Genomic DNA, 22,182 nt, shown 5'->3' on the forward strand with positions numbered 1-22,182 from the left:
ATGGTTGAAATGCCATTATTAAAAAAGCGGATTAAGAGATAAATACTTTTTAAATCAGTAACATAAAAAATATAGCGCTCTGCCACTTTGGAGGTAGGTGAAAAAAGCACCGCTTTTGCTATGCCTGCCTGCCTTGATCGCCATCAATTCTCACGTCCTTTCAGCGCGTTAACGTCGCCTCATTCGCAGCAATGTCGCTTTTTCAGAGAGCCAGCAGGCTCCACACAGGAGAAACCCGATGAGTAAATTCCTGGACCGGTTTCGCTACTTCAAACAGAAGGGCGAAACCTTTGCCGATGGGCATGGCCAGATCCATGAAACAAACCGGGACTGGGAGGATGGATACCGTAGCCGCTGGTCGCACGATAAAATTGTGCGCTCCACGCACGGCGTAAACTGCACTGGCTCCTGCAGCTGGAAGATCTACGTCAAAAACGGTCTGGTCACTTGGGAGACCCAGCAGACCGACTACCCGCGTACCCGTCCGGATATGCCTAACCATGAGCCGCGCGGCTGTCCGCGTGGGGCCAGCTACTCCTGGTACCTCTACAGTGCTAACCGCCTGAAATATCCTCTGATGCGCAAACGCCTGATGAAAATGTGGCGTGAAGCGAAAGTTCAGCACAGCGATCCGGTTGACGCATGGGCTTCTATTATTGAAGACGCTGACAAAGCGAAAAGCTTCAAGCAGGCGCGCGGACGCGGCGGCTTTGTCCGCTCCTCCTGGCAGGAGGTCAACGAGCTGATCGCCGCCTCTAACGTCTATACCGTTAAAACCTACGGCCCGGACCGCGTGGCGGGCTTCTCGCCGATCCCGGCGATGTCGATGGTCTCCTACGCCTCTGGTGCGCGCTACCTGTCGCTGATCGGCGGCACCTGCCTGAGCTTCTACGACTGGTACTGCGACCTGCCGCCGGCCTCCCCGCAAACCTGGGGCGAGCAGACCGACGTGCCGGAATCCGCCGACTGGTATAACTCCAGCTACATTATCGCCTGGGGCTCTAACGTTCCACAGACCCGTACCCCGGACGCCCACTTCTTTACCGAAGTACGCTACAAAGGTACCAAAACCGTTGCCGTCACCCCGGACTACGCCGAAATCGCCAAGCTGTGCGACCTGTGGCTGGCACCGAAACAGGGTACCGACGCCGCAATGGCGATGGCGATGGGCCATGTCATGCTGCGTGAATTCCATCTCGACAAGCCGAGCCAGTACTTTACCGACTACGTGCGTCGCTATACCGACATGCCGATGCTGGTCATGCTCGAAGAGCGCGACGGCTACTATGCTGCAGGCCGGATGCTGCGCGCCGCCGACCTGGTGGACGCTCTCGGTCAGGAGAATAATCCCGAGTGGAAAACCGTGGCCTACAACGACAGCGGCGAGCTGATTGCACCTAATGGATCCATTGGTTTCCGCTGGGGCGAAAAAGGGAAGTGGAACCTTGAGCAGCGTGACGGCACCAGTGGGGCAGACGCCGAACTGCGCCTGAGCCTGCTGGGCGGTCACGACGATATCGCTGAGGTGGGCTTCCCCTACTTTGGCAACGAAGGATCTGAACACTTCAACCGCGTAGAGCTGCAAAATATCCTTCTGCACAAGCTGCCGGTAAAACGCCTCCCGCTGGCGGATGGCAGCACCGCGCTGGTCACCACCGTTTACGATCTGACGATGGCGAACTACGGTCTCGATCGGGGTCTGGGCGACGCCAACGCCGCCGCCAGCTATGACGAAGTCAAAGCGTATACCCCGGCGTGGGCGGAAAAAATCACCGGCGTGCCGCGGGCGCACATCATCCGTACCGCCCGGGAATTTGCTGATAACGCCGATAAGACCCATGGCCGTTCGATGATCATTGTGGGTGCCGGTCTGAACCACTGGTTCCACATGGACATGAACTACCGGGGCCTGATCAACATGCTGGTGTTCTGCGGCTGTGTCGGCCAGAGCGGCGGTGGCTGGGCGCACTACGTGGGCCAGGAGAAGCTGCGTCCGCAGACCGGCTGGCAGCCGCTGGCGTTTGCCCTCGACTGGCAGCGTCCGCCCCGCCATATGAACGGCACCTCTTTCTTCTATAACCACTCCGGCCAGTGGCGCTATGAGACCCTGACCGCACAGGAGCTGCTCTCTCCGCTGGCGGATAAATCCCGCTACAGCGGCCACCTGCTCGACTTTAACGTCCGCGCTGAGCGCATGGGCTGGCTGCCTTCCGCGCCACAGCTGGGCACCAACCCGCTGCGCATCGCTGCGGACGCTGAAAAAGCAGGTATGTCGGCGGTGGATTACACCGTTAAGGCGCTGAAAGAGGGCACTATCCGCTTTGCGGCCGAGCAGCCGGAGAACGGCAAAAACCATCCGCGTAACCTCTTTATCTGGCGCTCAAACCTGCTTGGCTCCTCCGGGAAAGGCCATGAGTACATGCTGAAGTATCTGCTGGGGACTGAGAATGGCATTCAGGGTAAGGATCTGGGCGTGCAGGGCGGCGTGAAGCCGGAAGAGGTGGAGTGGCATGATAACGGCCTCGACGGCAAGCTGGATCTGGTGGTCACCCTCGACTTCCGCCTGTCGAGCACCTGCCTCTACTCCGATATCGTGCTGCCGACCGCGACCTGGTATGAGAAAGACGACATGAATACCTCGGATATGCATCCGTTTATTCATCCGCTCTCCGCTGCCGTCGATCCGGCCTGGGAGTCGAAAAGCGACTGGGAGATCTATAAGGGCATCGCTAAGAAATTCTCTGAAGTGTGCGTCGGCCACCTGGGCGTTGAAACTGACGTGGTGACCCTGCCTATTCAGCACGACTCCGCCGCCGAGCTGGCGCAGCCGCTGGACGTCAAGGACTGGAAGAAAGGCGAGTGCGATCTGATCCCCGGCAAAACCGCGCCGCATATCATTCCGGTAGAGCGCGACTACCCGGCGACCTACGAGCGCTTTACCTCCATCGGTCCGCTGCTGGATAAGGTGGGCAACGGCGGCAAGGGCATCGCGTGGAACACCGAGAGTGAGATGGATCTGCTGCGCAAGCTTAACTACACCAAGGCAGAAGGCCCGGCGAAAGGCCAGCCGATGCTTAACAGCGCCATCGATGCAGCGGAGATGATCCTGACCCTCGCCCCGGAGACCAACGGTCACGTGGCGGTTAAAGCTTGGGCGGCGCTGAGCGAGTTTACCGGCCGCGACCATACCCATCTGGCGACCAATAAAGAAGAGGAGAAGATCCGCTTCCGGGATATTCAGGCCCAGCCGCGCAAAATTATCTCCAGCCCCACCTGGTCCGGCCTTGAAGATGAGCACGTCTCCTACAACGCCGGTTATACCAACGTGCACGAGCTGATCCCATGGCGTACGCTCTCTGGCCGCCAGCAGCTCTACCAGGATCACCCGTGGATGCGTGACTTTGGCGAGAGCCTGCTGGTCTATCGTCCGCCGATTGACACCCGTTCGGTGAAAGCGGTGATGGGCGAGAAGTCCAACGGCAATCCGGAGAAGGCGCTGAACTTCATCACCCCGCACCAGAAGTGGGGGATCCACTCGACCTATAGCGACAACCTGCTGATGCTGACCCTGTCACGCGGCGGCCCGATCGTCTGGATGAGCGAGGTGGATGCCAAAGAGCTGGGCATTGAGGATAACGACTGGATCGAAGCTTTTAACAGCAACGGGGCGCTTACCGCCCGTGCGGTCGTGAGCCAGCGCGTGCCGGCCGGGATGACCATGATGTACCACGCCCAGGAGCGTATCGTGAATATTCCCGGCTCGGAGATCACCGGCCAGCGCGGCGGGATCCACAACTCGGTCACCCGTATCAGTCCGAAACCGACCCATATGATTGGCGGCTACGCCCAGCTGGCGTACGGCTTTAACTACTACGGCACGGTCGGTTCCAACCGCGATGAGTTTGTGGTGGTCCGTAAGATGAAGAACATTAACTGGTTAGATGGCGAAAACAATGACCAGGTACAGGAGAGCGCAAAATGAAAATTCGTTCACAGGTAGGCATGGTGCTGAACCTTGATAAGTGCATCGGCTGTCATACCTGCTCGGTCACCTGTAAAAACGTCTGGACCAGCCGGGAAGGGATGGAGTACGCCTGGTTCAACAACGTTGAGAGCAAGCCTGGCGTGGGTTTCCCGGACGACTGGGAGAACCAGGAGAAGTGGAAGGGCGGCTGGATCCGCAAAGTGAACGGCAAGCTGCAGCCGCGCATGGGTAACCGCGCCACGCTGCTGGGTAAAATCTTCGCTAACCCGCATCTGCCGGGGATCGATGACTACTACGAGCCGTTCGACTACGACTATCAGCATCTGCATACGGCCCCAGAGGGCAAGCATCAGCCTATCGCCCGTCCGCGGTCAAAAATCAGCGGTCAGCGGATGGATAAGATCGTCAGCGGTCCGAACTGGGAAGAGATCCTCGGCGGCGAGTTTGAGAAGCGCAGTCAGGATCGGAACTTCGAGAACATGCAGAAGGCGATGTACGGGCAGTTTGAAAACACCTTCATGATGTATCTGCCACGTCTGTGTGAGCACTGCCTCAACCCGGCCTGCGTCGCGACCTGCCCGAGCGGGGCGATCTACAAGCGTGAAGAGGATGGCATTGTGCTGATCGATCAGGACAAGTGCCGCGGCTGGCGGATGTGCGTCACTGGCTGCCCCTACAAAAAGATCTACTTCAACTGGAAGAGCGGCAAGTCCGAGAAGTGCATCTTCTGTTATCCGCGTATTGAGGCGGGGATGCCGACCGTCTGCTCCGAGACCTGCGTGGGGCGTATCCGTTACCTGGGCGTGCTGCTCTATGACGCGGACGCCATTGAAAACGCGGCGGCAGTTGAGAGCGAAAAAGATCTCTACCAGCGTCAGCTGGACGTCTTCCTCGACCCGAACGATCCGGCGGTGATTGAGCAGGCGCTGAAGGACGGCGTGCCGCAGAGCGTGATTGACGCCGCGCAGAGGTCGCCGGTCTGGAAACTGGCGATGGACTGGAAGCTGGCTCTGCCGCTGCACCCGGAGTATCGCACTCTGCCGATGGTCTGGTACGTGCCGCCTCTGTCACCGATCCAGTCGGCGGCCGACGCGGGCGAGCTGGGCAGCAACGGCATCCTGCCGGACGTCGAAAGCCTGCGCATTCCGGTGCAGTATCTCGCTAACCTGCTGACGGCAGGCGATACCCAGCCGGTGCTGCTGGCGCTGAAACGCATGCTGGCAATGCGTCACTACAAGCGTGCCGAGACCGTGGATAACGTTAACGATATTCGCGCCCTGGAAGAGGTGGGCTTAAGCGAAGCCCAGGCGCAGGAGATGTATCGTTACCTGGCGATTGCCAACTATGAGGATCGCTTCGTGATCCCGACCAGCCACCGCGAGCTGGCCCGGGATGCATTCCCGGAACGTAACGGCTGCGGCTTTAGCTTCGGCGACGGCTGCCACGGTAGCGACACTAAGTTCAACCTGTTTAACAGCCGCCGTATTGACGCCGTCGATGTGACGAAGAAAACGGAGCCGCGCCCATGATTGAACTCGTCGTGATTTCCCGCCTGCTGGAGTATCCGGATGCTGACCTGTGGCAGCATCAGCAGGCGCTGTTTGATGCCCTGGCGGAGACCGAGCACCTGTCGCTTAAGGATGCCCATCAGATAAGTGTCTTTATTCGTGACCTGATGAATCAGGATCTGCTGGATGCGCAGGCGGCCTATAGCGAGCTGTTCGATCGCGGTCGCGCCACTTCGCTGCTGCTGTTTGAGCATGTGCATGGCGAATCCCGCGATCGCGGCCAGGCGATGGTGGATCTACTGGCGCAGTATGAGCGCCAGGGCCTGGTTATCGACCGCCGCGAGCTGCCGGATCATCTCCCGCTCTATCTGGAGTATCTGGCGCAGCTCCCGGCAAGTGACGCGCTGGCGGGACTGGAGGATATCGCTCCGATACTGGCCCTGCTCAACGCCCGTTTGCAACAGCGCGAGAGCCGCTATGCCAGCCTGTTTGAGCTGCTGCTGCGGCTGGCCAAAACCGACGTCGATCGGCAGAAGGTCGGCGAGAAGATTGCCGGTGAAGCCCGGGACGATACCCCCCAGGCGCTGGATGCCGTCTGGGAGGAGGAGCAGGTGAAGTTCTTTGCCGACCAGGGCTGCGGTGAGTCTGAGATCGCCTCCCATCAGCGCCGCTTCGCCGGTGCGGTGGCCCCGCAATATTTGAATATCTCAACCGGAGGACAGCAATAATGCAGTTCCTTAATATGTTCTTCTATGACATCTATCCCTATATTGCAGGCACGGTGTTTCTTGTCGGCAGCTGGCTGCGCTATGACTATGGGCAGTACACCTGGCGGGCAGGCTCCAGCCAGATGCTGGATCGCAAAGGGATGAACCTGGCGTCGAACCTGTTCCATATTGGGATTATCGGGATCTTTGCCGGTCACCTGGTGGGGATGCTCACTCCGCACTGGATGTATGAGTCCTTTCTACCGATTGACGTTAAACAGAAGCTGGCGATGATCGCCGGGGGCGTGTTCGGCATCATGACGCTGGTAGGCGGCCTGCTGCTGCTTAAGCGCCGTCTATTTAGCCCCCGCGTGCGCGCCACCACGACGACGGCGGATATCCTGATCCTGACCCTGCTGATGGTGCAGTGTACGCTGGGCCTGCTGACGATTCCGTTCTCGGCCCAGCATATGGACGGGAGTGAAATGATGAAGCTGGTGGGTTGGGCGCAGTCTATCGTGACCTTCCACGGCGGCGCATCCCAGCATCTTGACGGCGTAGCGTTCATTTTCCGCGTGCATCTGGTGCTGGGGATGACGCTGTTCCTGCTCTTCCCGTTCTCGCGGCTGGTGCATATCTGGAGCGCGCCGGTAGAGTATCTGACGCGCAAATACCAGGTCGTACGCGCCCGTCGCTAATTAGCCTCCTGTTTAACGCCAACCTCGCTGCGGCGAGGTTTTTTTTCACCCCAGCCAAGATTGTTTCCCGCCGCCGCGAGGAGGATCAGCATCCCGCCTGCCAGCTGGGTGACGCTGAGCGTGTGTCCAAAGACCAGGTTATCTACCACAATCGCCACCACCGGATAGATAAACGACAGCGATCCAATAATCGGGGTAGGCAGTTTCTGAATCGCGCTATAGAGCAGCTGGTACATGACGCCGGTGTGGACGATGCCGAGGGTCAGCAGGATCCCCCAGGGAAACTCACGGGAGAAGACCGGCATCTGCGCCAGCGGCAGCAGCATCACCACGCCCGTAAGCACCTGAATAAACGCGATATGCTGCGGTGGAATAGGGCGCAGCTTGCGCGTAATCATCGCGGTGAGGGCGTAGAAGAAGGCTGCGCCCAGCGCCAGGGCGATCCCCATCAGCCAGCCGGCGGCATGGCCCTGCATTAGCTCGCTGGAGAGCAGGACTACCACGCCAACAAAGGCAAGGATCAGCCAGCCCCATTTTACCAGGCTGACCCGCTCCCCAAACAGCATACCCATCAGCACCAGCATAAAGGGTTGGGTGTTGTAGACCACGGTTGCCAGCCCAATAGAGACGTGCTCGTAGGCGGCGAATAGCAGTAGCCAGTTAATGACCAGCGCCACGCCACCCAGGATGGCGAGGGTCAGCGTTACCCGCGTTAAACGGCTGAAAGGCTGTTTACTGAGGCGGATAAAGAGATAGAGCGCAACAGCGCCGATCGCACAGCGCCAGAAAACGACTTCCGTTACCGGCAGGCCGGAGAGTAAAACAAAAGCACCGATGGAGCCGGAAATGAGCATTGCCAGGCTCATCTGCCAGACGCCTTTTTGTATATCGCGCATACCTACCACCTCGTTTTGATACGCTATTATCAGAAAACCAGAAGCGGTTTGATATAACCTTAATAAGGTGGTTAACGTAGTTATCTTTTATAAATTAGGTGAAAGCGATGGATTACCTTATCGATGAGATAGACCGCCAGATCGTAGGCTGTCTGGCAGAAGATGCACGCATGTCGCTGAAGGTGTTAAGCGCCCGGGTAGGGTTGACCTCTCCCAGCACGGCGGAGAGAGTAAAGCGTCTCGAAGAGCGCGGGGTAATTCAGGGATATGGCGCGCACGTTAACCTTGCCGCGCTGGGCTATACGCTACAGGCGCTGGTCCGGGTTCGGCCCATGCCGGGCATGCTGCATAAGGTCGATAAAATGATCCAGGCGATACCGGAGTGTATTGAGTGTGACAAGGTAACCGGGGAGGATTGCTTTGTAATGCGTCTGGTTGTGCGCTCAATAGAGCAGTTGGATGAGCTGCTGGACGGACTGGCGGAGTATGCCCAGAGCAACACCGCAATCGTCAAAAGCTCGCCGGTTAAACGCCGTCTGCCGCCGATATGATGAGTAGCTCGATCATGTAGCCCCGGTAAGCGCAGCGCCACCGGGGAGATCGGTATGCAACAACGAATGCAGGATAATTTATAGGGAAATTGGTTATATTTAGAGGTTTTTGAGGAGATGGTGGTGGGGGAAGGATTACTCGGTGCTTCGCACCTCGCCCTTCGGGTCGTTGCCTGAAGGCAACGCTTTCTCGCTGTCGCTCGAATCGAACCTTAGTCGAAGCTTCTCATCCTTCCCAGCACGGAATGGTATGTGGCTTTGTAGTTTGATTTAGATAGGGTGCTTTATAAGAAGATGGTGGTGGGGGAAGGATTCGAACCTTCGAAGTCTGTGACGGCAGATTTACAGTCTGCTCCCTTTGGCCGCTCGGGAACCCCACCAGGGGTAATAACTTGCTTGTAGAGATGGTGGTGGGGGAAGGATTATTCGTCGCTTCGCTCCTCACCCTTCGGGCCGTTGCCTGAAGGCAACGTTCTCTCGCTTTCGCTCGAGTCGAACCTTAGTCGAAGGTTCTTACCCTTCCCCAATAAGTGCCTACGTCAGCTTCACTCATCAGGTTTACCACGGTGCGTGGTGAATAATGGTGGTGGGGGAAGGATTCGAACCTTCGAAGTCGATGACGGCAGATTTACAGTCTGCTCCCTTTGGCCGCTCGGGAACCCCACCACGGGGTAATGCTGGTACTGGCCTGCTTCCCTTGGGAAGCGGGGCGCATCATATCAAATGACGCGCCGCTGTAAAGCATTCCTTTCATGAAAATGAATCGTTTGCATGCTTTTTACGCGTACTGCGCTAATGCTAAACAACTCATTTCATTAGTCGCTTACAGAATAATCGTCCGGTTGCCGTAGACAAATACCCGCTGGCCCAATACTTCGTATAACGCCCGGCTAAGCACATTCTTCTCAACGTCACGCCCGGCACGCATCATATCTTCAGCGGTATAGGTGTGATCGACGTGAATAACGTCCTGCATAATAATCGGACCCTCGTCGAGATTATCATTCACATAGTGCGCGGTCGCACCAATGATCTTCACGCCGCGCTCGTAGGCCTGGTGATAGGGGCGGGCACCAATAAACGCCGGTAAGAACGAGTGGTGAATATTGATGATCTTATTCGGGAAGCGGGCCACAAAGGTCGGCGTCAGCACGCGCATATATTTCGCCAGTACCACATAGTCCGGCTCATAGGCTTCAATTGCCTGAGCCATCCTCTCGTCATGATCTTCACGGGTCAGCCCTTCATGGCTTACCAGCTCGAAAGGAATATCAAAACGCTCTACCAGCGTACGCAACGTTTCATGGTTGCCAATCACGGCGGCAATCTCTACGTCGAGGCCGCCATAGTTAGCCTTCATCAACAGATCGCCCAGACAGTGAGCCTCTTTCGTCACCAGGATCACGATGCGGCGACGTCCGGCAGGGGTTAACTCCCGCACGGAACCTTCAGGCAGGGCGCTGTCGAGATCCGCCAGCAGTGTGGCATCGTTAAAGATCCCCTCAAGCTCGGTACGCATAAAGAAGCGCCCGGTACGGTGATCGACAAACTCATTGTTCTGCACAATGTTCAGTTCGTGCTTGTAACAGATATTGGTGATGCGTGCGATAAGCCCTTTCTGGTCGGGACAGATGGTACGCAGAACTTTTCGTTGTAGTGAATGCATTGCCGGGTAAATCCTTGACGTGTTTGCTATGAGGTGCCGCTGGGCTTATTGCCCGCAACACTTTTTAAATTTTTTTCCCGAGCCACAGGGGCAGGGATCGTTACGGCCAAACTGGGGCCGGGTGCCATCAATATAATACCACTGGCCATTTTCTTTTAAGAACCTGGAGCGCTCGATAATAGCACCCGTTTTGCCTTTCTCATTAAAGCGGGCCACAAAACTGACAAACCCCTCGCCGCTGTGGCTGCCCTCAGCCTGCTCAAAGAGAGTCAGACCCAACCACTCGGTGTTAGCAAAGCCTGCCTCGATCTCCTGACGGAACGTCCCAGCCTGACAGGAGGGATGCCAGGTCTGAATCAGGTAGTCGGCGCGCTTTTCAACAAAAGCCGTATAGCGCGAGCGCATTAGCTGCCCAGGATTGGACACAGTCAGTTTTCCAGACAGATAAGGCTGGCAACATAGGCTATACTCCAGAGCGCTACCGCAGGGACAACGGTTTGACAAAATAGGTATCCTGAATAAATGAGAGCGCAGACGCGCCTTTACAGCACTATGTTAACTGAGCGATGCCGATGACGCTATGCCAGGAGAGTTTGGGAGAAGAGATATTCCCCAGGACTGGTCATATGGTCAAAAATTTAGTACGTTTCGGCATAGATAATTGATATGTAGCGTTGAGAGATGCATTTTTGCCGCCGTGATGTCTTAGCATCATGACGTTTCTGGTTCAGGCACTTACGCATGGCGTATCACTGCCGTTATGCGCAAGACGGGCCTGGGATCCTGATGAACCTATTTGTCCTGTCTTTTTTGCCGGCCTGGTGCGCGGCAGCGCGTATTGCTGTTTTTGAGCAGGCCGAGGGATGTTATTGGGCGAATTGTAACCACTCGGTGCACATAAAATGTTTGAGCACGTAGTTTTTCGCTTTCTTAAGCAAAATCTGACAGGCGGTAGTCGCAATAGCGTGCCACTATTGAACTATCGTAAGGCAGGGGAGAGAACATGACGCAGCCATTGGCCGGAAAACATATGTTAATCGTTGAAGACGAACCCGTTTTCCGCTCACTGCTGGACTCATGGCTGCTGTCTCTTGGCGCATCCACCACCTTAGCGGGTGACGGAGTTGAAGCGCTGGAGATGATGGCCAGAGTCAGACCAGATCTGATGATCTGTGATATCGCAATGCCGCGGATGAACGGCCTTAAGCTGGTTGAACACCTGCGTAACGAAGGCGACCAAACGCCAATTCTGGTCATTTCCGCAACGGAGAACATGGCTGACATTGCTAAGGCGCTTCGCCTCGGCGTGCAGGATGTTTTACTGAAGCCGGTAAAAGATTTTAGTCGCCTGCGGGAGACCGTGCTGGCCTGCCTCTATCCTAATATGTTTAATTCGCGGGTAGAGGAGGAGGAGCGACTCTTTCAGGACTGGGATGCGCTAGTGAGCGATCCGCACGCGGCAGCAAAGCTGCTACAGGAATTACAGCCTCCCGTTCAACAGGTCATATCCCAGTGCCGCGTTAATTATCGCCAGCTTGTTGCTGCCAATCAGCCCGGTCTGGTTTTAGATATTGCGCCACTATCCGATCACGATCTCGCCTTTTATTGCCTCGATGTGACTCGTGCTGGGGATAACGGTGTATTAGCCGCGCTGTTATTACGTGCGCTCTTCAATGGCCTGCTGCAGGAGCAGCTCTCTCAGCAGCGACAGCGCTTGCCTGAACTGGGGGCGTTGTTAAAACAGGTCAATCAATTACTGCGCCAGGCAAATTTACCCGGACAGTTCCCGCTGCTGGTTGGTTATTATCACAGCGAACAAAAAAATTTGATATTAGTCTCCGCAGGGCTTAACGCAACGCTGAATACCGATGCACAGCAGGTTCAGATTAGCAGCGGCGTGCCGTTAGGGACGTTGGGTAATGCTTACCTAAATCAAATAAGCCAGCGTTGTGAAGCCTGGCAGTGCCAGGTTTGGGGAATGGGTGGCCGGCTGCGCTTAATGTTGTCTGCGGAATGAGCGATCGCGCTGCGTTACTCATTTTTGCTTTACCGCAAAAACGGGCCGGGTGCTACTATCGCGATAGTCTTATAGGTAATTGTCTTAATTACATGTCAAGGTGCTCGATTCAGACCAGGCTCACAGTTTGATACTGATATACTCAATGCACTATTCATTGACGAACGTGTTCTAAGTATGAACAGTCCAGGAGATTTTAAATGGCTGCCGTTAATTCAAAAGTAACAAAAGCAGTTATCCCGGTCGCAGGATTAGGTACCAGGATGCTGCCCGCCACGAAAGCTATCCCTAAGGAGATGCTGCCGCTGGTTGATAAGCCCTTAATTCAATACGTAGTGAATGAATGTATTGCGGCGGGTATTACGGAAATCGTTTTAGTTACTCATTCATCTAAAAACTCCATCGAAAACCACTTCGATACCAGTTTTGAGCTGGAAGCCATGCTGGAAAAACGCGTTAAGCGCCAGCTGCTGGAAGAAGTACAGTCTATTTGCCCTCCGCACGTGACTATTATGCAGGTTCGTCAGGGGCTGGCTAAAGGGTTAGGCCATGCTGTACTGTGCGCACATCCGGTAGTGGGTGACGAACCCGTGGCCGTTATTCTGCCTGACGTTATTCTTGATGAATATGAATCCGATCTCTCCCAGGATAACCTGGCGGAAATGATCAAACGCTTCGATGAAACCGGCTGCAGCCAGATTATGGTTGAGCCTGTTGAAGATGTGACCGCATACGGCGTTGTAGACTGCAAAGGCGCAGAGCTGAAGCCAGGTGAAAGCGTGCCTATGGTTGGCGTAGTTGAGAAGCCTAAGGCGAACGTCGCACCTTCTAACCTTGCTGTGGTAGGCCGTTACGTCCTGAGCGCTGAGATTTGGCCTCTGCTGGCGAAAACCCCTCCGGGAGCGGGTGATGAGATCCAGCTGACCGACGGTATCGATATGCTGATCGAGAAAGAGACCGTTGAAGCGTACCATATGAAAGGCAAGAGCCACGACTGCGGCAACAAGCTGGGCTATATGCAAGCCTTTGTCGAATATGGCATTCGTCACAACACGCTGGGCGAAGAATTTAAAAGCTGGCTGGAAGATGAGATGGGCTTTACCAAGTAAGGCTTTTCTAACCGCTGTCTGAACCAGGCCGGAGATAACCGTACATACGTGTTATCTCCGGCTTTTTTATTACGAGTTGTTTCTAAATGCAAACATAAACCAGAACGGGAGTCGTTTAAGTACAAATAAAAAATCCCGCCGGAGCGGGATGTTTTTGCATCAGGAGAAGCGTTATTCCTTGATCAGGAAGTCTTCCAGCTGTTTGCCTTGCTCATCCATGGCTTTCTTAATTACTGCTGGGGTACGGCCCTGGCCAGTCCAGGTTTTAGTTTCGCCGTTTTCGTCAACGTAGCTATATTTAGCAGGACGTGCCGCACGCTTAGCTTTAGTACCGACTTTCGCGGCTGCCATGCTGTTCAGCAGCTCGTTCGGGTCAATACCGTCAGCAATCAGCATTTCGCGATACTGTTGCAGTTTACGCGTACGCTCTTCAATTTCAGCAGCTGCAGCATTATCTTCTTCACGACGCTCGTTAACAACAACTTCTAATTTCTCCAGCATTTCTTCGAGGGTTTCGAGAGTGCATTCTCTTGCCTGTGCACGAAGAGTACGGATGTTGTTCAGAATTTTAAGTGCTTCGCTCATTGTAGTAATCTCAAACTTATAATGGGGTGGTTTGTTGAGCTAATAATAGAGCGATAATTTGAGTTGTGCAATACCCGACAATGTAAGGAATTCAAAATTACGCGTTATTTGCCCATTTTATTAATTCCGCTATCTTAAATTCTCCTTCAGGGATCGCGCCTGCAAAGCTTATCCAAAGCATTAACCCCAGTCTGCTCGGGGTTGGATAAAGAGAAGCATGCTACCCAACATTTTTCGATTAATCCTGGTATTACTATAGCGGGCGTGGATAAATATCAACCTTTCCTATTAGTCTGACATAAGCGTGCTGAGCTTAAATTACTAATATTTTCTGGAGCCTAAGTTAGAAGCCTAAGTTAAAAGGCTCTACGCTAAAGTCCGCGCTGACGGCGGGGATGTGCATTAACCGGCAGGTCACAAGCCGTTTAGATGATAGCCTGACAAAATATGGTACAATCCGTACGGTAAAAATTACATTTTGATTGGGGTCTTTAGACCGATGGCACAGCTTTATTTCTACTACTCGGCAATGAACGCCGGCAAATCGACGGCGCTTTTACAATCTTCCTACAATTACCAGGAAAGGGGGATGCGCTCGCTGGTCTACACTGCTGAAATTGATAACCGTTTCGGTAGTGGAAAAGTCAGCTCCCGTATCGGACTCTCATCACCGGCAAAATTATTCAATCAGCAAACCTCGCTGTTTGATGACATTCGTGATGAGCATGCCCGTGAACCCGTTCACTGCGTGCTGGTGGATGAGAGCCAATTTTTAACGCGCGATCAGGTCTACGCACTCTCTGAAATTGTCGATAAGCTTGATATTCCCGTCCTATGTTACGGGCTACGCACAGATTTTCGCGGCGAGCTCTTTACCGGTAGCCTCTATTTACTGGCATGGTCAGATAAACTCGTGGAGTTAAAAACTATCTGTTTCTGTGGCCGTAAGGCCAGCATGGTATTACGTCTCGACCAGGATGGGCACCCTTACAATGAGGGAGAGCAGGTGGTCATTGGCGGCAATGAGCGTTATGTCTCGGTGTGCCGCAAGCACTACAAAGAGGCGCTCGCAGAAGGCTCTCTGACGGCAATTCAGCGTCGTATCCGTGGGTAGGTACGGTTAAGGGCTTAAATCGGCTCAGCGCGCCGTTGAGGCCATAAAAAAACCCGCCATGAGGCGGGTTTTTGTTAGTAAGATAAATTAAGCGGGTTTTTTCACTTTCTTATCCGCTTTTACCGGGACAGCAACGTCAACCTGCGCAGGCGCAGCGTCACCTTCTCTGTACTCACGACCGTAGTAGGTATCCAGCAGGATCTGTTTCAGCTCGGCGATCAGCGGGTAGCGCGGGTTAGCGCCGGTGCACTGGTCATCGAAGGCGTCTTCAGACAGCTTATCTACATGCGCAAGGAAGTCAGCTTCCTGCACGCCTGCTTCGCGGATGGATTTCGGGATACCCAGTTCGGCTTTAATGTTTTCCAGCCATCCCAGCAGTTTCTCAATCTTCGCTGCGGTGCGATCGCCCGGTGCGCTCAGGCCCAGGTGGTCAGCAATCTCTGCGTAGCGACGGCGAGCCTGCGGACGGTCATACTGGCTGAAGGCGGTCTGTTTGGTTGGGTTATCGTTCGCATTATAGCGGATAACGTTGCCAATCAGCAGGGCGTTGGCCAGGCCGTGCGGAATGTGGAACTGCGAGCCGAGTTTGTGCGCCATAGAGTGGCACACGCCCAGGAAGGCGTTAGCAAACGCAATACCCGCGATGGTAGCTGCACTGTGTACGCGCTCACGAGCAACCGGGTTTTTAGAACCCTCGTGGTAGGAGGCCGGCAGGTTCTCTTTCAGCAGCTTCAGCGCCTGCAGGGCCTGACCATCAGAGAACTCAGACGCCAGTACCGATACATAAGCTTCCAGCGCGTGAGTTACCGCATCCAGACCACCGAACGCACAGAGTGATTTCGGCATATCCATAACCAGGTTGGCATCAACGACTGCCATGTCCGGGGTCAGGGCATAGTCTGCCAGCGGATATTTCTGGCCGGTGGCATCGTCGGTTACCACGGCGAACGGCGTGACTTCAGAACCCGTACCGGACGTGGTGGTGATCGCGACCATTTTTGCTTTCACGCCCATTTTCGGGAACTTGTAGATACGTTTACGGATATCCATAAAGCGCAGCGCCAGCTCTTCGAAGTGGGTTTCTGGGTGCTCGTACATGACCCACATGATTTTTGCTGCGTCCATCGGGGAGCCGCCACCGAGGGCGATGATCACGTCAGGCTTGAATGCGTTCGCCAGCTCTGCGCCTTTACGAACAACGGAGAGGGTAGGGTCAGCTTCAACTTCAAAGAACACGTCTACTTCAACGCCAGCCGCTTTCAGCACGGAGGTAATCTGGTCCGCATAGCCGTTGTTGAACAGGAAACGATCGGTAACAATCAGCGCACGTTTGTGACCATCGGTAATCACTTCATCCAGCGCGATAGGCAGGGAACCACGGCGGAAGTAGATTGATTTCGGAAGTTTATGCCACAGCATGTTTTCAGCTCGCTTAGCAACGGTTTTCTTGTTGATCAGGTGCTTCGGACCCACGTTTTCAGAGATGGAGTTACCACCCCATGAGCCGCAGCCCAGGGTCAGGGACGGGGCAAGTTTGAAGTTGTACAGGTCACCGATACCACCCTGAGAGGCCGGGGTGTTGATCAGAATACGGGCGGTTTTCATCTTCTCGCCGAACAAGGAGACGCGTTCCGGCTGGTTATCCTGGTCGGTATAGAGACAGGAGGTGTGGCCGATCCCGCCCATGGCGACCAGTTTCTCAGCCTTAACAACGGCGTCATCGAAATCTTTCGCGCGGTACATCGCCAGCGTCGGAGAGAGTTTCTCGTGTGCGAACGGCTCGCTCTCATCTACGTTGGTCACTTCACCAATCAGGATTTTGGTGCTGGACGGGACGGTGAAGCCTGCCAGTTCAGCAATTTTAACCGCCGGTTGGCCCACGATGGCTGCGTTCAGCCCGCCGTTTTTCAGGATAATATCCTGAACGGCTTTCAGCTCCTGGCCCTGCAACATGTAGCCGCCGTGGCTGGCAAAGCGTTCACGCACTTTGTCGTAAACGGAGTCGACAACGACGACCGACTGCTCGGAGGCACAGATTACGCCGTTATCGAAAGTTTTCGACATCAGTACGGAGGCTACCGCACGCTTGATATCGGCAGTTTCGTCGATAACGACCGGGGTGTTACCTGCACCAACGCCGATGGCGGGTTTACCAGAGCTATAAGCCGCTTTTACCATGCCTGGACCACCGGTCGCGAGGATCAGGTTGATATCCGGATGGTGCATCAGCGCGTTGGAAAGCTCGACGGAAGGTTGGTCAATCCAGCCAATCAGATCTTTTGGTGCGCCCGCGGCGATAGCGGCCTGCAGAACGATATCAGCTGCTTTATTGGTAGCATCTTTAGCGCGCGGATGGGGAGAGAAGATGATAGCGTTGCGAGTCTTAAGGCTAATGAGCGATTTAAAGATTGCGGTAGAGGTTGGGTTAGTGGTTGGAACGATACCGCAAATAATGCCGATAGGTTCGGCGATAGTGATGGTGCCAAAGGTGTCATCGGTAGAAAGAACACCGCAGGTCTTCTCATCTTTGTACGCGTTATAAATATATTCAGAAGCAAAGTGGTTTTTTATCACCTTATCTTCCACAATACCCATACCGGATTCTGCGACGGCCAGTTTGGCGAGGGGAATTCGCGCATCGGCGGCAGCCAGAGCGGCGGCACGGAAGATTTTATCAACTTGTTCTTGAGAAAAGTTGGCATATTCACGCTGGGCTTTTTTCACGCGTTCAACGAGTGCGTTAAGTTCAGCGACATTAGTAACGGCCATAATGATCTCCTGATAATGTTAAAACTCTTTTAGTAAATCAGTTGCTCAATGGATCAATAGAACAGTATAGTAAGACCCTTCGCAGCCTGCGTTACCGTTTCAAAAACAAGTACTTATCTACGAATCCTGCACCCATGATTTACTAAAAGAGCCTCGCCTCAGCATCATACCGTTTGATACTTTTTTTCTCCCTGGCGGCATAAACAAGGTTACTCACTTCTGAGTAGTGATTACGTGATCCAGATCAAGAATAGTCTAAGCTGACACCTTTCAGCAGGCACTTTTTGACGCTTTGCATCAAATGTTAATAATTTCAGGGGCGTAGTAGAAATAAGTCATCATACTTTCTACAATTAAATAACATACCGCTTTCATCACCTTTTTCAGAATAATTCTGGTGAAGTATGCTGAAATTAAACGTATATTTAGCATGGTTTTTTTAGGGCTATAATTTTGCCTTCGGCGTTGATTCCCTGCGGAGCTTACCGTGATCCATACGTTGTTCGATTTTCCGACCTACCTAAAATTTTTCATTGGTCTTTTTGCCCTGGTTAACCCGGTCGGGATTATTCCTGTATTTATCAGCATGACCAGCTATCAGACGGCGGCGGCAAGAAACAAAACCAACATGACGGCCAGCGTCTCGGTGGCCATTATTCTGCTCACTTCGCTCTTTCTGGGCAGCACTATCCTGCAACTGTTTGGCATCTCAATTGACTCCTTCCGCATTGCCGGGGGTATCCTGGTGGTCACTATTGCAATGTCGATGATCAGCGGCAAGCTGGGGGAAGATAAGCAGAACAAACAGGAGAAGTCAGAGACGGCTATTCGCGAAAGTATCGGCGTGGTTCCGCTCGCGCTGCCGTTGATGGCGGGGCCGGGGGCCATTAGCTCTACTATCGTCTGGGGAACCCGTTTTCACAGCTGGCCGCATCTGCTCTGCTTCTCAATCGCCATCGCCCTGTTTGCATGCTGCTGCTGGGGACTATTTCGCATTGCCCCCTGGCTGGTTCGTTTATTAGGGCAGACAGGTATCAACGTTATTACCCGTATCATGGGTCTGCTGCTGATGGCGCTGGGCATAGAGTTTATCGTTACCGGGATAAAAGCCATTTTTCCCGGACTGCTGGGCTAAATCCTTTCTCACCCGCGCTGTTTTTACCATTATTAGTAAAACATATAACTAATGTTGAAAAATGGCGCAGTCATAATAAATTATGCTGGCTTGATTAATGCGTTAATAATCAGCGGGTTGAATCTGCACCTTTGACATGTTTGCTTACATTTACCCCTTTCTGCCTGTTATTTTACTCACATGATACTCTGGGGCTTGCTGTCCGTTTATTGAAATGATATTAGTAAATTAATCACCCCGGCAGATTAATGTGCTAGAAAATGCGCGCTTGTTACGTTTTTGTGTAAAAAACACTCAGCCTTAACGTAAACAAGGGAGAAAGAACGGTAAATGCACTATGTTATTGATTGTTTTAAAATTAACCTGTTCTTTCCACGCATTACACCTCGCGCATACCCTCTCCAGGATCGCATAAAAGAGAAATGCTTAACAAATTTGCAAATTGAGTTGGCGGTCAATAAAGGCATTTGATACTTTCCGGCCCACTCTTTGCGAAATAATAAATGCAGATGAGAATCATTTACATAAATGAATCTTGTCAGGATATTAAAAGGCGCCTCAAACAGGGGAGGCGTTAACGAATCGACGCCAGGCTGCCGCCATGAGCAGCCAGTAATAATAAAAGTCGGTGATAGCAAGCAGTAAAACCTGACGGACGCAAAAACTCCTGCGACGCACAGGAACCCCTCAGGGGGAATGAAACAGGCTGGCATAAAAGCCAGTAATTATAATGAGTGGAGTACCAACACAATGTCCATCATCACAAAAAAAAGCTTGGTAGCGGCAGGGATTTTGACTGCGCTAATCGCGGGTAACGTTGCTATGGCAGCAGATGTACCCGCAGGTGTTCAACTGGCAGAGAAGCAAACCCTAATTCGTAATAACGGTGCCGAGCCACAGTCGCTTGACCCGAATAAGATCGAAGGGGTACCGGAAGCCAACGTTAGCCGCGATCTCTTTGAAGGCCTGCTGATTACCTCTCCGGTCGACGGCCACCCCATTCCTGGCGTTGCCGAATCCTGGGATAATAAAGATTTTAAAGTCTGGACTTTCCATCTGCGTAAAGATGCCAAGTGGTCCAACGGCGAGCCTGTGACCGCCCAGGATTTCGTCTATAGCTGGCAGCGCCTGGTCGATCCGAATACCGCCTCGCCTTATGCAAGCTATCCGCAGTATGGCCATATCGTAAACGTTGATGCGATCATCGACGGCAAAATGAAGCCGAGCGAGCTGGGTGTTAAGGCGATTGATGACCACACGCTGGAAGTGACCCTCAGCGAGCCGGTCCCTTACTTCTATAAGCTTCTGGTCAACCCGGCAATGTCCCCGGTAAATAAAACCGCCATCGAAAAATTTGGCGAAAAGTGGACCCAGCCAGCAAATATCGTGACCAACGGCGCATTTAAACTGCAGGATTGGGTGGTTAACGAACGTATTGTGATGGTGCGTAACACCAACTATTGGGATAACGGTAAAACCGTTCTCGATCAAATTACCTATCTGCCGATCTCCTCCGAAGTAACGGACGTTAACCGCTACCGCAGCGGCGAGATTGACATGACCTATAACAACCTGCCGATCGAGCTGTTCCAGAAGCTGAAAAAAGAGATCCCGCAGGAGGTGCACGTTGACCCGTATCTGTGCACCTACTACTACGAAATTAATAACCAGAAAGCACCGTTTACCGATGCCCGCATCCGTACCGCCCTGAAGCTGGGCCTGGATCGCGATATCATCGCTAATAAAGTAAAAGCGCAGGGCGATCTGCCAGCCTATGGCTACACCCCGCCGTACGCCGACGGTGCGAAGCTGACCAAGCCGGAGTGGTTCGGCTGGACGCAGGAAAAACGCAACGAAGAGGCGAAAAAACTGCTGGCTGAAGCAGGCTACACCAAAGACAAGCCGCTGACCTTCAATCTGCTGTACAACACCTCCGATCTGCACAAGAAGCTGGCTATTGCCGCCGCGTCAATCTGGCAGAAAAACCTCGGCGTGAACGTCAAGCTGGTGAACCAGGAGTGGAAAACCTTCCTCGATACCCGTCACCAGGGTAACTTCGACGTAGCGCGCGCAGGCTGGTGTGCAGACTATAACGAGCCGACCTCGTTCCTCAACACCATGCTCTCCGGCAGCTCAATGAACACCGCGCACTATAAGAGCGAGGCGTTTGACCGCATCATGGCCGATGCCGTGAAAGCCAGCGACGATGCAAAACGCAGCGAGCTGTACGATCAGGCTGAACAGCAGCTGGGCAAAGACTCGGCGATCGTGCCGGTTTACTACTATGTAAACGCACGTCTGGTGAAACCATGGGTTGGTGGCTATACCGGTAAAGACCCAATGGATAACGTCTACGGTAAAGATCTCTACGTTATCAAACATTAATGGCAATATGTGGGGCAGGGCGTAACCGTGCTAAGACGCGGCGTCGCACTGCCCCATCGTGTCTTATTTTATCGCACTGCATACACAAGCGTTATTACGCTACGTGTATAAGGCACAGGCCAGAAGGTACGGGCAATGTTGAAATTTATTTTACGTCGCTGTCTGGAAGCAATTCCGACGCTGCTGATTCTTATTACGATCTCCTTCTTTATGATGCGCCTTGCGCCGGGTAGTCCGTTTACCAGCGAGCGCGCGCTGCCGCCGGAAGTTATGGCGAATATCGAAGCGAAATATCACTTAAACGATCCGATCATGACCCAGTATTTCAGCTACCTGAAACAGCTGGCGCACGGTGACTTCGGGCCGTCATTTAAATATAAAGACTATTCGGTCAACGATCTGGTGGCCTCAAGCTTTCCGGTCTCGGCAAAATTAGGCGCGGCCGCCTTTTTCCTCGCCGTGGTGCTGGGCGTAGCGGCGGGCGTTATTGCGGCGCTTAACCAGAATACCAAGTGGGACTATACGGTCATGGGCTTTGCGATGACCGGGGTAGTTATTCCCAGCTTCGTGGTCGCCCCGCTGCTGGTGCTTATTTTCGCCATTACGCTGAAGTGGCTGCCGGGGGGTGGCTGGAACGGCGGGGCACCGAAATATATGATCCTGCCGATGGTGGCGCTCTCTCTCGCTTACATCGCCAGCATTGCGCGTATTACCCGTGGGTCAATGATCGAAGTGCTGCACTCTAACTTCATTCGTACCGCCCGCGCTAAAGGTTTGCCCCTGCGCCGCATCATCATGCGCCACGCCCTGAAGCCCGCGCTGCTGCCGGTTCTCTCCTATATGGGCCCTGCGTTTGTCGGCATCATCACCGGCTCGATGGTTATCGAAACCATCTATGGTCTGCCGGGTATCGGCCAGCTGTTTGTTAACGGCGCGCTGAACCGTGACTACTCGCTGGTGTTGAGCCTGACCATTCTGGTCGGCACGCTGACTATTTTGTTCAACGCGATCGTAGACGTGCTCTATGCCGTTATCGATCCGAAAATCCGTTACTAAC

At 53.7% G+C, this 22,182-nt stretch carries 16 protein-coding genes, 2 tRNA genes and 2 other RNA genes; 11 read left to right on the forward strand and 9 right to left on the reverse strand.

Annotated features, from left to right (window positions below):
* Positions 1 to 238: 238 nt before the first annotated feature.
* From RTP97_RS15690 to narI, 4 genes are read left to right on the forward strand one after another with little or no spacing between them, the layout of a single operon-like run.
* Positions 239 to 3,982 (forward strand): nitrate reductase subunit alpha, encoded by a 3,744-nt coding sequence (locus RTP97_RS15690; RefSeq protein ID WP_312415304.1) that lies wholly within the window; start codon positions 239 to 241, stop codon positions 3,980 to 3,982.
* On the forward strand, positions 3,979 to 5,514 hold the full coding sequence (gene narH, locus RTP97_RS15695; RefSeq protein ID WP_312415306.1) for a nitrate reductase subunit beta: 1,536 nt from the start codon (positions 3,979 to 3,981) through the stop codon (positions 5,512 to 5,514). Before RTP97_RS15690 ends, narH begins: the two co-directional genes overlap by 4 nt.
* Entirely contained in the window at positions 5,511 to 6,221 is a 711-nt protein-coding gene (gene narJ, locus RTP97_RS15700) for a nitrate reductase molybdenum cofactor assembly chaperone (protein WP_312415307.1), read from the forward strand. Before narH ends, narJ begins: the two co-directional genes overlap by 4 nt.
* Positions 6,221 to 6,898, forward strand: a complete 678-nt coding sequence (narI, locus tag RTP97_RS15705; RefSeq protein ID WP_312415308.1) for a respiratory nitrate reductase subunit gamma — start codon at positions 6,221 to 6,223, stop codon at positions 6,896 to 6,898. Before narJ ends, narI begins: the two co-directional genes overlap by 1 nt.
* Here the strand turns inward: narI and RTP97_RS15710 are convergent.
* Positions 6,895 to 7,794 (reverse strand): DMT family transporter, encoded by a 900-nt coding sequence (locus RTP97_RS15710; RefSeq protein ID WP_312415311.1) that lies wholly within the window; start codon positions 7,792 to 7,794, stop codon positions 6,895 to 6,897. The genes narI and RTP97_RS15710 overlap by 4 nt on opposite strands.
* A 107-nt stretch (positions 7,795 to 7,901) precedes the next feature.
* Here RTP97_RS15710 and RTP97_RS15715 point away from each other — a divergent pair, with 107 nt between their 5' ends.
* Positions 7,902 to 8,345 (forward strand): Lrp/AsnC family transcriptional regulator, encoded by a 444-nt coding sequence (locus RTP97_RS15715; RefSeq protein WP_042396076.1) that lies wholly within the window; start codon positions 7,902 to 7,904, stop codon positions 8,343 to 8,345.
* 118 nt (positions 8,346 to 8,463) lie between these two features.
* On the opposite strand, the gene RTP97_RS15720 is transcribed toward RTP97_RS15715, so the two are convergent.
* The 6 genes from RTP97_RS15720 to RTP97_RS15745 form a co-directional block, all read right to left on the reverse strand.
* Positions 8,464 to 8,596: non-coding RNA, RtT sRNA (locus tag RTP97_RS15720), on the reverse strand.
* Between the two features lie 44 nt (positions 8,597 to 8,640).
* Positions 8,641 to 8,725: transfer RNA gene (locus RTP97_RS15725), tRNA-Tyr, on the reverse strand.
* 25 nt (positions 8,726 to 8,750) lie between these two features.
* Positions 8,751 to 8,883, reverse strand: a non-coding RNA gene (locus tag RTP97_RS15730) — RtT sRNA.
* Between the two features lie 43 nt (positions 8,884 to 8,926).
* Positions 8,927 to 9,011 (reverse strand) — tRNA-Tyr (locus RTP97_RS15735).
* A gap of 157 nt (positions 9,012 to 9,168) precedes the next feature.
* Entirely contained in the window at positions 9,169 to 10,011 is an 843-nt protein-coding gene (purU, locus tag RTP97_RS15740; RefSeq protein WP_312209480.1) for a formyltetrahydrofolate deformylase, read from the reverse strand.
* Positions 10,012 to 10,056: 45 nt separating this feature from the next.
* Complete coding sequence (locus tag RTP97_RS15745; RefSeq protein ID WP_312415315.1) at positions 10,057 to 10,515, reverse strand: YchJ family protein; 459 nt, start codon at positions 10,513 to 10,515, stop codon at positions 10,057 to 10,059.
* Positions 10,516 to 11,014: 499 nt separating this feature from the next.
* Between RTP97_RS15745 and rssB the strand changes: the two genes are divergently transcribed.
* Together rssB and galU are read left to right on the forward strand one after the other, a co-directional pair.
* Positions 11,015 to 12,028: a two-component system response regulator RssB gene (gene rssB, locus RTP97_RS15750; RefSeq protein ID WP_312415317.1), complete on the forward strand. Its 1,014-nt coding sequence runs from the start codon at positions 11,015 to 11,017 to the stop codon at positions 12,026 to 12,028.
* Between the two features lie 200 nt (positions 12,029 to 12,228).
* The gene (galU, locus tag RTP97_RS15755; protein WP_312415320.1) at positions 12,229 to 13,137 is read left to right on the forward strand and encodes a UTP--glucose-1-phosphate uridylyltransferase GalU; all 909 of its coding nucleotides are present in this window, start codon (positions 12,229 to 12,231) and stop codon (positions 13,135 to 13,137) included.
* Positions 13,138 to 13,308: 171 nt separating this feature from the next.
* Here galU and hns read toward each other — a convergent pair whose 3' ends face one another.
* Positions 13,309 to 13,722, reverse strand: a complete 414-nt coding sequence (hns, locus tag RTP97_RS15760) for a histone-like nucleoid-structuring protein H-NS (protein ID WP_103820001.1) — start codon at positions 13,720 to 13,722, stop codon at positions 13,309 to 13,311.
* A gap of 499 nt (positions 13,723 to 14,221) precedes the next feature.
* Here hns and tdk point away from each other — a divergent pair, with 499 nt between their 5' ends.
* Positions 14,222 to 14,836 (forward strand): thymidine kinase, encoded by a 615-nt coding sequence (gene tdk, locus RTP97_RS15765; RefSeq protein ID WP_312415323.1) that lies wholly within the window; start codon positions 14,222 to 14,224, stop codon positions 14,834 to 14,836.
* Between the two features lie 87 nt (positions 14,837 to 14,923).
* Here the strand turns inward: tdk and adhE are convergent, their stop codons facing one another.
* A complete protein-coding gene (adhE, locus tag RTP97_RS15770; RefSeq protein WP_312415326.1) occupies positions 14,924 to 17,605 on the reverse strand; it encodes a bifunctional acetaldehyde-CoA/alcohol dehydrogenase in 2,682 nt (893 codons plus the stop codon).
* Between the two features lie 487 nt (positions 17,606 to 18,092).
* On the opposite strand from adhE, the gene RTP97_RS15775 reads away from it, so the two are divergent.
* The 3 genes from RTP97_RS15775 (at position 18,093) to oppB (ending at position 22,181) form a co-directional block, all read left to right on the forward strand.
* A complete protein-coding gene (locus RTP97_RS15775) occupies positions 18,093 to 18,740 on the forward strand; it encodes a YchE family NAAT transporter (protein ID WP_312415329.1) in 648 nt (215 codons plus the stop codon).
* Positions 18,741 to 19,490: 750 nt separating this feature from the next.
* Complete coding sequence (oppA, locus tag RTP97_RS15780) at positions 19,491 to 21,125, forward strand: oligopeptide ABC transporter substrate-binding protein OppA (RefSeq protein ID WP_312209490.1); 1,635 nt, start codon at positions 19,491 to 19,493, stop codon at positions 21,123 to 21,125.
* A gap of 135 nt (positions 21,126 to 21,260) precedes the next feature.
* Positions 21,261 to 22,181 (forward strand): oligopeptide ABC transporter permease OppB, encoded by a 921-nt coding sequence (oppB, locus tag RTP97_RS15785; protein WP_312415330.1) that lies wholly within the window; start codon positions 21,261 to 21,263, stop codon positions 22,179 to 22,181.
* Position 22,182: the final 1 nt, after the last annotated feature.

Origin of the sequence: Pseudescherichia sp., from assembly GCF_031998825.1 — a bacterium.
Classification (GTDB): domain Bacteria; phylum Pseudomonadota; class Gammaproteobacteria; order Enterobacterales; family Enterobacteriaceae; genus Pseudescherichia.